This is a genomic window from Vibrio sp. JZG120 (assembly GCF_053890955.1).
This window is the reverse complement of sequence record NZ_JBSRRK010000012.1, coordinates 89,833-99,709: the sequence shown is the minus strand read 5'-3', so window position 1 is coordinate 99,709 and position 9,877 is coordinate 89,833. Positions and strand designations below refer to the sequence as shown.

Genomic DNA, 9,877 nt, shown 5'->3' with positions numbered 1-9,877 from the left:
AAACTCTTCAATTTAAGATTTTGTTCGGCTCAATGAATACTGAACATTACATAAGTAATGTTTGAATTGACTGTGCTGAATCCGAAGATTCAATGGTCACTTCGTATCATTGAAACCTAATTTGATACCGAGGTATCTAATTGGATTATCATCAACGAGTGCCCACACAGATTGATAGGTCTATATTGTTAAAGAGCTTGCTTTGCGAGAACTTTTTCTCTCAAAGCGGAGGTGCATTCTAGCGATTTGGTTGTTAGTGTCAAACACTTTTTTCAACTAATTTTTCGTAGAACCTTTTTACCTCTTCGACCCTGCTGAAGCCTTGTGGCGTCTGCCGTGTCGATGGATGCGCATTATAGGGAGAAGATTTTCTTTGGCAATACTAAAAATACATTTTTTCTAAAAAAACATGCCAAGTGGATACTTTCCATCCAACCTCAAAATTACCCCGAAATAACACTCAAGATTTCTACAGCTTACCCACAAAAATATGTGGATAACTACTCATCACTATCGAAGAAGTAAGAAATGCGTGAACGCGGATTAAGATACTCTTTGATTTTCTCCGGCAATTTAGACGGATGAACCGCGTTAACTATCTTTATATCCTTTGATGCAAGATCAATGATTGGCGCCTGCGTCCTTGGCACTGATGGGTCGTAAACCAATACATTTGGGAATAATAGATGCGATGCATTCACTGAGATAACCAAGCCCACCATATTATTGGAAAGCTGAACCACAGTGCCTGGAGGAAACACGCCCATAAACTTAATCAGGATATTCAGGTTTTCTTCTTTATATAGGTGTTTACAGTTCTTATATAAATGAGAGAGTGCGGTATAAGGAATTTTTTGCTCTGAGACTATAGGTGTATGACACAAGTTATCAAATGCGTTAGCTACAGCAATAATTTGAGCAAACTCGTTGATCTCATCTCCTTTCAGACCTTTGGGATAGCCAGACCCATCTCTTAGTTCATGGTGCTGTGCAATCACAACTCTCGCAACCTCGGGAAAACCTTCTATTTGACTCGCAAGGTCTACTCCATATTTGGTGTGCAACTTTAAGTAGTTAATTTCTGGTTCCGTCAGCGGTGCTTGCTTTCTTAATATTGCGGTAGGAATTTTTATTTTACCGATATCGTGGAATAGCGCTGAAAATGAAAGCTCTTTCAACTGCGCAGCTGAGTACCCGTTAGCACGGCCAATCATCATGGCGATAACAGCAACGTTCAACGAATGGAAATAAATATCTTCAAACTCATTTTTACCGTTCATCAGATGTAGAGTGACATTATCATCACACATTAACTTCTCGACGATATCTTCAATAAGAAGCTTTGCTTCATCAACGGCAGCTGTTGGACGATTGCGAATTTTCGTCATGACTGAGCGCATACGCGCAAGAGAGCGCTCAAACTCTTTTTCGCACTGAATAACGCGTCGACGATACGCACTTAACTTTTCTATGCGGTTTTGTTTTTCTTGCCAAAGTTTTTGAGCTTCATGATCTAGCGACGCTTCATTCGTTACTCTATCAGCTTGTATCTGGTCGACTGGAAGTGGTGCGGCATCACTTTGCTCTGGATTAAAGTAAACGAACTTTACACCGAGGTGACGGATCATCTCGACTTGCTCTTGGTCTTTAATCTTAAAGCTATTGAGTAGAAAAGGGTGATCGTTCCACTTTAGCGGAAGACGGATATGTAATCCGGGTTGAATACGATCGACCGTAAGTTTAATGGCTGCCACTTATTCACTACTGATTTACGTTGCCTAAGAGAGTTAGAATACTAGTAAATTTTGTGAATAAATTCATCAGTAAGTATCAAAACATCAGATGGTCATTTCTAATGACTCATTTAATGAGCAAAAGCAAGCTACTTTAAGGTGCGATCTGCTTTGCGTATTTTAAGCTGAGCCTCGAACGTTGGCTTATCTATTATTTCTTGAACTTTGACTAATCCCATTAATGTTTGTACCGCTACACGGGCCATATCACTGATAGGAAAGTGCACTGCCGACACTGTAGGATAAAGGCTTTCACAAAGGTCGACACTGTCAAAGCTAGTTAAAGAGATTTGCTCCGGTACTGAAATATTGTGCTCGTGTAAGTACTGCATTGCACCGACCGTCATTTCCTCACTGCAAGAAAAGACTGCAGTAACTTCAGGGTGTCGTTGTAAAATTGCAGCCATTGCATCATAACCACTTTGCCGACCATAATTCCCTTCTTCACACCAGCTTTCGTCAATATCGATACCTGCGTCCTTCATCGCATCAACGTACCCAAGCTTTCTTAATAAACTATTATGACGTTGGGATGGACCGGTAATACAAGCGATTTTTCTATGACCACCAGCTAAAAGATGCTCGACGGCAATACGGCTTGCATGATGATGATTAAAAGTAACGCAACGCTCTTCTATTCCTTCAACATAGCGATCCAGAAGAACGAAAGGCGTAGGCTGTTTTGCTAATTCACGTAAATCATCATCTGACAAATAACGACTATGGAGGACATAGCCATCACAACGCAGATCATTAAAACGCTGAATGGCTTCCTTTTCACCTTCTGCAGAATGATGTCCTTGAGCGGTAATCAGAAACTTTTTATGAATATCCAGCTCAGTCTGAACCTGCTCCATCATCTCGCCAAAGAAGCCCCCCGTATAGTAAGTCACCAATAAGCCAACCATATTACTGGATGAGGTTGCGAGTGAACGAGCAATCGCACTCGGGCGATAATTCAGTTGCGCCATAGCTTGCTCTACTTTTTTTCGAGTTTCTTCGCGAAACTTCCCCTCCCCATTAATGATTCGAGAAACGGTAGAGCGATTTACACCGGCGAGTTCGGCGACATCTTTAATCCTTGCCATAATGCTATTGGGTCCAACTGCAATTGTTATTAAATATCCGTTTGTGTAGAACGGCTGCCAGCAATTCGTAAGGTGCTTATAGGGGGCGAAGCTGGCAGCCTTTAATCATACACCGACCATTTGATTGGTAGAAACGAGCTCAGAGTAATCCGTGACAGCTATACCATGTTGAGCTAACTGTTCTTTTAAAATGGGAGAGGTTAGAACTTGTAACTCTAGCTCTCGCTGAAGCGCATAACCACTCTTTAAAATCAGCGCTTGATCGGCCTCTGCCGGGTGGCACATCACCTCAACCAAATCATAGTTTGTCTTTAGACTCAATAAATGCGCCATCAAACCATCTAAACTTACTTTTTGATCGTAAAACTCATCAGTAAAGACATACCTTGTTGTCATCGATTCTTGACACAAGCCAGTGCCCCGCAGTGGCACTCGGTATTCACTCGCTACCTCTTTAATAACGGGCAAAATTTGAGGGTGAGTATGCGCGTGATGATGGCTATCTAAGTGGCTTAGCTCTAACCCAAGCGATAAAAAATGTTCCACCTGAGCTTTTGCTTCGTCATAAATGACCTGAGTTTCGAAGTCCTGCTTACCCCACAGTTCGTCGTATTTGATAAAATGCGCTCGGCCGTTGGTCAAATTAGGGTGCCCAGTTAGAGGCACTCCCGCTGTAAACCTAAGATGAACGCCAATTCTCAAGTCTGGATTATGGCGAGCCAACTCTAAAGCATGTTTCTCAGCATCCATACCGACCATCATGGTGGTTGAATGAACAACACCTTGCTGATGAGCTTTTACGATGCCGTTATTTACACCTCTCGTTAAACCAAAATCATCAGCATTAAAAATGACTTTCATTGGCGCCCTTCCTTAGTACTACAACGTCGTTAGTTTAAATTGAGGTAAATACGGAGCGTTCACCGCTAGGATATCATCCAGAATTGACTTGGCACGACCAATGTCTGGCACCAATGGGTTGTTGGTTAATGCCATGAGCGCTTTGTCATAATTACCTTCAACAGCAGCGTCTATTGTCAACTGTTCATATGCTTTGACTTGATAGAGTAATCCTTTGATATTGTTTGACAGCTCACCAACCGCAAGAGGTTTCGCGCCCCAACTACCAATCACCGCGCTACACTCAATCACAGCATCGTCGGGGAGGCCGTTAATCGCTCCGTTATTTAAGACGTTAACAACATGAATACTATTACGATTGTTATAAATTGAATCAACCAAGTTTAGTGATGCATCTGAATAATAAGCCCCACCCCGCTCTTCTAACTCTTTCGGCTTATGATCGAGATTAGGATCTTGATAGAGCTTGAATAGCGCATTTTCTGTTTCCATTACCTGCTCAGCACGAGTGCCCTTTTCACCCGCGCTTTGTTTCTCTTCAGCGAGCATAGCATCGGTTTGATAGAAATAACGATGGTAAGGACATGGTATCGCCCCCAGCGCTTTTAGAAATGCGGGATCCCACGGTTCTTCCCAGATGTTCTTCATGCTGAAGTTAGCACCATCACCGACTTTCTCTAATACTGTTTGAGTAATATCTTCTCCATTGAGCCATGCTTTGTGCACCCAAACGAGATGGTTTAATCCGGCAAACTCCAGTTGTAGCTCTTTTGGCTCGCACTCCATCATTTCTGCGATCATCATTTCCATCGAAACCGGCACATTACATAAACCAATACTCTTTACTTTGGTGTACTTACTGACGGCTTCAGAGACCAAACCCGCAGGGTTGGTGAAGTTGAGCATCCATGCATTGGGTGCCAACTCTTCAATATCTTTACATATATCAAGAATAACCGGGATGGTTCGCAGTGCTTTAGCAAACCCACCTGGGCCTGTTGTTTCTTGACCGATGACGTCGTATTTAATTGGAATTCGCTCGTCATTAGCACGAGCAGCAAGGCCACCCACACGGAACTGCGTCATCACAAAGTCCGCATCTTTTATCGCAGCACGACGATCAAAGTCTGCTTTTATCTCAATCTTTGCACCTGCTTTATCAACCATTCGCTGCGCTAGACCTTTGATAATCTCAAGCTTCTCAGCTCCTGACTCAATGTCCACAAAATGAATCTTCTTAACGGGTAAATATTCTAAGCGCTTAATAACCCCTTCAACCAGTTCAGGGGTATAGCTACTACCACCGCCAATAATGGCAAGTTTGATCGCCTCTCTAGACATTTTTCTCCCCTTATTTGTTCGAGATTTTTTTGTTCAGTGCAACGATTTCTACAGCCATTTCTTGAGCCAAAATCGTGGTCATTAAGTGATCTTGAGCATGTACCATCACTAACGTCATCGGGACTTTCCCTTCCCCCTGATCTTCCTCAATCAACTGAGTCTGAATTAAGTGGGCTTTGTTAATGCACTCTCTTGCTTGAGAGAGCTTCTCCTCAGCCGCATCAAAATCTTGTTCTCTAGATAAACGCAACGCCTCGTAGCTCAAACTTCTGGCTTCGCCAGCATTACAGATGATCTCCATCACAACTAATTCTTGTTCCATCATTTTCTCTCCGAAAATCGGGCCGCGGCAATTACGGCCCATTAAGCACCGTTAAGCAGTAACACCTTCGCCTGAAGGTTGCGCCTCATCTTTAGTTTCTTTCGTCGTCGGTAGTTCTTGCTCCAACATTTGCTTCTCAAACATTTTGAAGAATGGGAAGTAGATAATTAGATCAAGAATCAATAAACCAATGACGAGCAATACTGGAGCAAAGGTCCAACCGCTACCCCACGAAGCACCTATCAGTGCTGGTGTTGTCCAAGGCGTTGTAGCGACACCCATGCCCACAAAGCCGACATGCACAGCAAAGTACGCAATCGTAGCGTTGATGACTGGAGCGAAGACAAACGGAATAAACAAGGTCGGGTTCATTACAACTGGGCTACCGAAGATCACAGGCTCATTGATTTGGAAGAAGCCAGGCACCGCACTCATTCGACCAATACTCTTAAGGTGAACAGAACGGCTAAATGACATCAGCATAACAAGAGCAAGTGTTGCACCAGAGCCACCGATAAAGATGTAAAAATCCCAGAAAGGCTGAGTAAATACGTTTGGAATCGGTTCACCTGCAACAAAGGCTTCGATGTTGGCACCAATGTTGGTCAAGAAAATTGGAGAAAGCAGCCCCACAACAATTGCAGCACCATGGATACCCGCAAACCAAAGTAATTGGCAAAGCAATAGAGCGCCAATAATGGCAGGCAATGAGTTAGACGCACTAATTAAAGGCTTAAAGACTGCCATGACCGCATCTGGAATCAGCATGTCGTACTGGGTTTGCACGAAAAGGCTAAGTGGATATAAGGTAATAAATATCGCTAAGACTGGTAACAGTACTTCAAATGATCGTGCAATCGCCGGTGGCACCTGCTCTGGCATACGAATCGTAATATTGTGCTTTTTCATAAAACGGTAGAGCTCTACCGAGAAGAATGCACACATCACTGCGGTGAAGATCCCGGTTCCTCCCATGTGTGACATAGACAACGCGCCATCTTTAGCAGGGGCCGCGATGAGTAAAAAAGACATCAGCGACAATACAGCACTCGTGATCCCATCCATCTTGTAAGCCTTAGCTAAGCTATAAGCAACGCCGAGCGAAACAAAAATGGTCATGATCCCCATCGACATGTTGTAGGGCATCATTATGGTATCAAAATGTGTGGTGGCGAAATCGAGCCAAATTCGACCAAAAGTAAAGGTCGTGTCTTCGGCAAATGGTGGGAATGCAAAAATCAAAATGAAACTACCGACAATAATAAACGGCATTGCAACTATAAAACCGTCTCTCATTGCTCGAACATGGGGCTGATTCCCCACTTTTGCTGCTATAGGGGCTATATGCTTTTCGACTGCGCCTATAATTGCGTCATAAAGCTTCATAGAATCCATCCTTATTTTAGGCAAAAGAATCCCGCATCAAATATTTATATTTGATGTACAGTTATCTTTTTTAATTTAAAACTATGGTTTAGTTAATTAATTCTAATGCTTGCTCTAGTACTTCTTCTCCCTTCATCATTCCATAATGCTGAGGAGAAATCGCATCAATGTTTTTACCATGCTCTTGCGCCGTTTTTCTTAGCTCTTCTAGCTGAAAACGTACTTGAGGCCCGAGAAGACAAACATCGTACTCTTTAATTGCATCTTCAAATGCATTCACTGACATCGCGTCAATTTTGCACTCAATTCCTTTATTTTCAGCTGCTTGCTCCATTTTTTTAACAAGCATACTGGTTGACATCCCTGCGCTACAGCATAAAAGGATCTTTTTCATAGCCTTACTCCCGTTGTGTAAATTTCAACCTGCAAAAACTGTAGCAAAAATAACCAAGACAAAAAAGCGCAACCGGTTGCATTATTCGTGAACACAATCCCAATTTAGAAAATACGACCTGTTTTTTAGTAATTATTTAGGTCTAGGATAAAAGTCAGGAAATAAATTAAGACACCACATTAGGTTTCAAATTATCAATATATTACTACTGACAACGTCGTTATTAATTTCTAAAAAGGAATAGAGAATGAAATTTAATAAATTGGCTATTGCAACGCTTGTAAGTGCCGCACTATCACAATACTCATTTGCTCAAACCGACTCTAAAGGCACCATTTATCTAACGTTTGATGATGGACCAATCAATGCTTCTATTGACGTTATTCAAGTACTTAACCAAGAAGATATCAAAGCGACGTTTTACTTTAATGCTTGGCACTTAGACGGAATTGGTGATGAGAATGAAGACCGTTCGCTAGAAGCCTTAAAGCTCGCATTAGACACTGGTCATATTGTCGCGAACCATAGTTACGATCATATGGTTCATAACTGCGTTGATGAGTTTGGACCTAATAGCGCAGCAGAATGTAATGCTACCGGCGACCACCAGCTTAACTCGTACCAAGATCCTGTTTACGATGCCTCAATGTTTACGGAAAACTTATCTGTGTTAGAGAAGTATTTGCCTAACATTACAAGCTACCCGAATTATAAGGCAACAGAGTTTGCTAGACTGCCCTACACCAACGGCTGGCGCGTGACTAAAGACTTCAAAGCAGATGGATTATGCGCAACGTCTGATGACTTTAAACCTTGGGAACCAGGCTACGTTTGTAATATCAACGCCCCATCAAACAGTGTGAAAGCCTCAATTGCGGTACAAAACATTCTGGCTAATAAAGGCTATCAAACACATGGTTGGGATGTGGATTGGGCACCTGAAAACTGGGGGATAGCAATGCCAGCCAACAGTCTAACAGAGGCAGAACCTTTCCTAGGTTACGTAGATGCAGCATTGAACAACTGTGCTCCTACCACCATCAACCCTATCAATTCAAAAGCACAAGAGTTTCCATGTGGTACACCTCTCCACGCAGACAAGGTCATTATTCTAACGCATGAGTTTTTGTTTGAAGACGGTAAGCGAGGAATGGGCGCAACCAAGAATTTACCTAAATTAGCGGAATTTATCCGACTAGCAAAACAAGCTGGCTATGTATTCGATACGATGGATAACTACACACCAAACTGGCAAGTTGGTCATAGCTACAACGCTGGCGACTACGTCCTACATTTAGGCACCGTTTACCAAGCAGTGACCAGCCATAACGCACAGCAGGACTGGGCACCTTCCCCAACCTCTAGCCTTTGGACCAATGCTGATCCGGCAACAAATTGGGAAGTGAATGTTTCATATAAAGAGGGAGATGTTGTGACGTACTCTGGCAAACGTTATCTCGTCAACGTCCCACACGTATCTCAAGCCGATTGGACACCTGACTCACAGAACACCTTGTTCACAGCTCTATAAGCTGTTCCCTACTATTATCATGTAGTAGCTTGCGCGAGGTAATCCCTCGCGCTTTTTTATTTTTAGAAAAGTAAAAATAAAAAAGCAGTAAAGAGTGGACTGACTGGGCCTGGCATTCCTGACGCCACGCTGGATTTGAATTCACAAACCCTAGATACAACAAAGCCCCGACTTACGTCGAGGCTTTATCATATGAATTATGGTACCGGTGGGCGGACTTGAACCGCCACGCCCGAAGGCAACGGATTTTGAATCCGTCGTGTATACCAATTTCACCACACCGGCATCTTTGGGCTATTGCCCTTTGATGGTTGGCATTATACGGAAGCTTTTGACCTGCGCAAGCAGAAATACCTTAAATAACTATCGTTTGCTGATAATTTCGCCACAAAGTGTGACAAAGCTGTACTGATAAGAAACGTACACTCCATTTGCTACTACTGATCCAGGTGAAAATGAGTATACGTAACTCTTTTTAAACTCTATTCACTGTAATATCAGAAACATAACCATTCCCAATGCTCGACAAAGCCGTATGGACCATCTCGGCAGCATCTTCCGCTTGCATGAAGTGACTCGTGTCCATCGTGTTGCCGCTTGTCTTCCAGAATTCCGTATCCATACCACCAGGATAAACCGCGATAATTTTCATCGGCTTTCCTTTTAACTCCAAACGAACCGACTCGATTAATCCTTTGACAGCCCACTTCACAGCACAATACGTAGACTCTTGCGCTTTTGGTTGTTGAGCGGCTGTGGACATGATCATGACCACTTTTATCGGTTGATCTTTGTAACGCTTTACTAACTCTCTTAACACATGAATCGCAGAATTCAGGTTATTATCAATCAGTTTTTGAATCTCTTCCGGCTCCTGCTCTTCCAGTTCGCCAAAATAACCACTTCCTGCACTATGAATGACCATTTCAGGCGGCTGTTTCATCCCATCAAATAGGTGTTTCACATCTTGATGCAGTGAGAGGTTGCAAGCTTGATATCCGACGTTATGAGAGAGTTGTTTAGCTAATGCGGATAGTTTTTCTGTGTTTCTTCCTATGATATACGTCTCTTTGTCTTCCGCATCATAACGCTTTGCCAGCTCTGCCCCTAAACCGCTACTTGCACCTGTAATTACAATCATGGCTACCTCTTTTCTATTAC

General features: G+C 42.8%; 9 protein-coding genes and 1 tRNA gene. 1 reads left to right on the top strand and 9 read right to left on the bottom strand.

Features of this window, described 5'->3' with window-relative positions; translation table 11 throughout:
- Positions 1 to 500 precede the first annotated feature (500 nt).
- The 7 genes from ACWPOD_RS20025 to ACWPOD_RS19995 form a co-directional block, all read right to left on the bottom strand.
- Complete coding sequence (locus ACWPOD_RS20025) at positions 501 to 1,754, bottom strand: HD-GYP domain-containing protein (RefSeq protein ID WP_456232159.1); 1,254 nt, start codon at positions 1,752 to 1,754, stop codon at positions 501 to 503.
- 128 nt (positions 1,755 to 1,882) lie between these two features.
- Entirely contained in the window at positions 1,883 to 2,881 is a 999-nt protein-coding gene (locus tag ACWPOD_RS20020) for a LacI family DNA-binding transcriptional regulator (protein WP_456232158.1), read from the bottom strand.
- A gap of 105 nt (positions 2,882 to 2,986) precedes the next feature.
- Positions 2,987 to 3,742: a chitin disaccharide deacetylase gene (gene chbG / locus ACWPOD_RS20015; RefSeq protein WP_006742368.1), complete on the bottom strand. Its 756-nt coding sequence runs from the start codon at positions 3,740 to 3,742 to the stop codon at positions 2,987 to 2,989.
- Between the two features lie 18 nt (positions 3,743 to 3,760).
- Positions 3,761 to 5,083 (bottom strand): 6-phospho-beta-glucosidase, encoded by a 1,323-nt coding sequence (locus ACWPOD_RS20010; RefSeq protein WP_005397437.1) that lies wholly within the window; start codon positions 5,081 to 5,083, stop codon positions 3,761 to 3,763.
- Between the two features lie 10 nt (positions 5,084 to 5,093).
- Positions 5,094 to 5,405, bottom strand: a complete 312-nt coding sequence (locus tag ACWPOD_RS20005; RefSeq protein WP_031780628.1) for a PTS lactose/cellobiose transporter subunit IIA — start codon at positions 5,403 to 5,405, stop codon at positions 5,094 to 5,096.
- A 51-nt stretch (positions 5,406 to 5,456) separates the two neighbouring features.
- Complete coding sequence (locus ACWPOD_RS20000) at positions 5,457 to 6,791, bottom strand: PTS sugar transporter subunit IIC (RefSeq protein WP_005397441.1); 1,335 nt, start codon at positions 6,789 to 6,791, stop codon at positions 5,457 to 5,459.
- Between the two features lie 88 nt (positions 6,792 to 6,879).
- Complete coding sequence (locus tag ACWPOD_RS19995) at positions 6,880 to 7,185, bottom strand: PTS sugar transporter subunit IIB (protein ID WP_025767645.1); 306 nt, start codon at positions 7,183 to 7,185, stop codon at positions 6,880 to 6,882.
- A gap of 247 nt (positions 7,186 to 7,432) precedes the next feature.
- Between ACWPOD_RS19995 and ACWPOD_RS19990 the strand changes: the two genes are divergently transcribed.
- The gene (locus tag ACWPOD_RS19990) at positions 7,433 to 8,716 is read left to right on the top strand and encodes a carbohydrate-binding protein (protein ID WP_456232157.1); all 1,284 of its coding nucleotides are present in this window, start codon (positions 7,433 to 7,435) and stop codon (positions 8,714 to 8,716) included.
- 200 nt (positions 8,717 to 8,916) lie between these two features.
- On the opposite strand, the gene ACWPOD_RS19985 is transcribed toward ACWPOD_RS19990, so the two are convergent.
- Together ACWPOD_RS19985 and ACWPOD_RS19980 are read right to left on the bottom strand one after the other, a co-directional pair.
- A tRNA-Leu gene (locus tag ACWPOD_RS19985) sits at positions 8,917 to 9,001 on the bottom strand.
- 190 nt (positions 9,002 to 9,191) lie between these two features.
- A complete protein-coding gene (locus tag ACWPOD_RS19980) occupies positions 9,192 to 9,857 on the bottom strand; it encodes an SDR family NAD(P)-dependent oxidoreductase (protein ID WP_248381962.1) in 666 nt (221 codons plus the stop codon).
- Positions 9,858 to 9,877 lie beyond the last annotated feature (20 nt).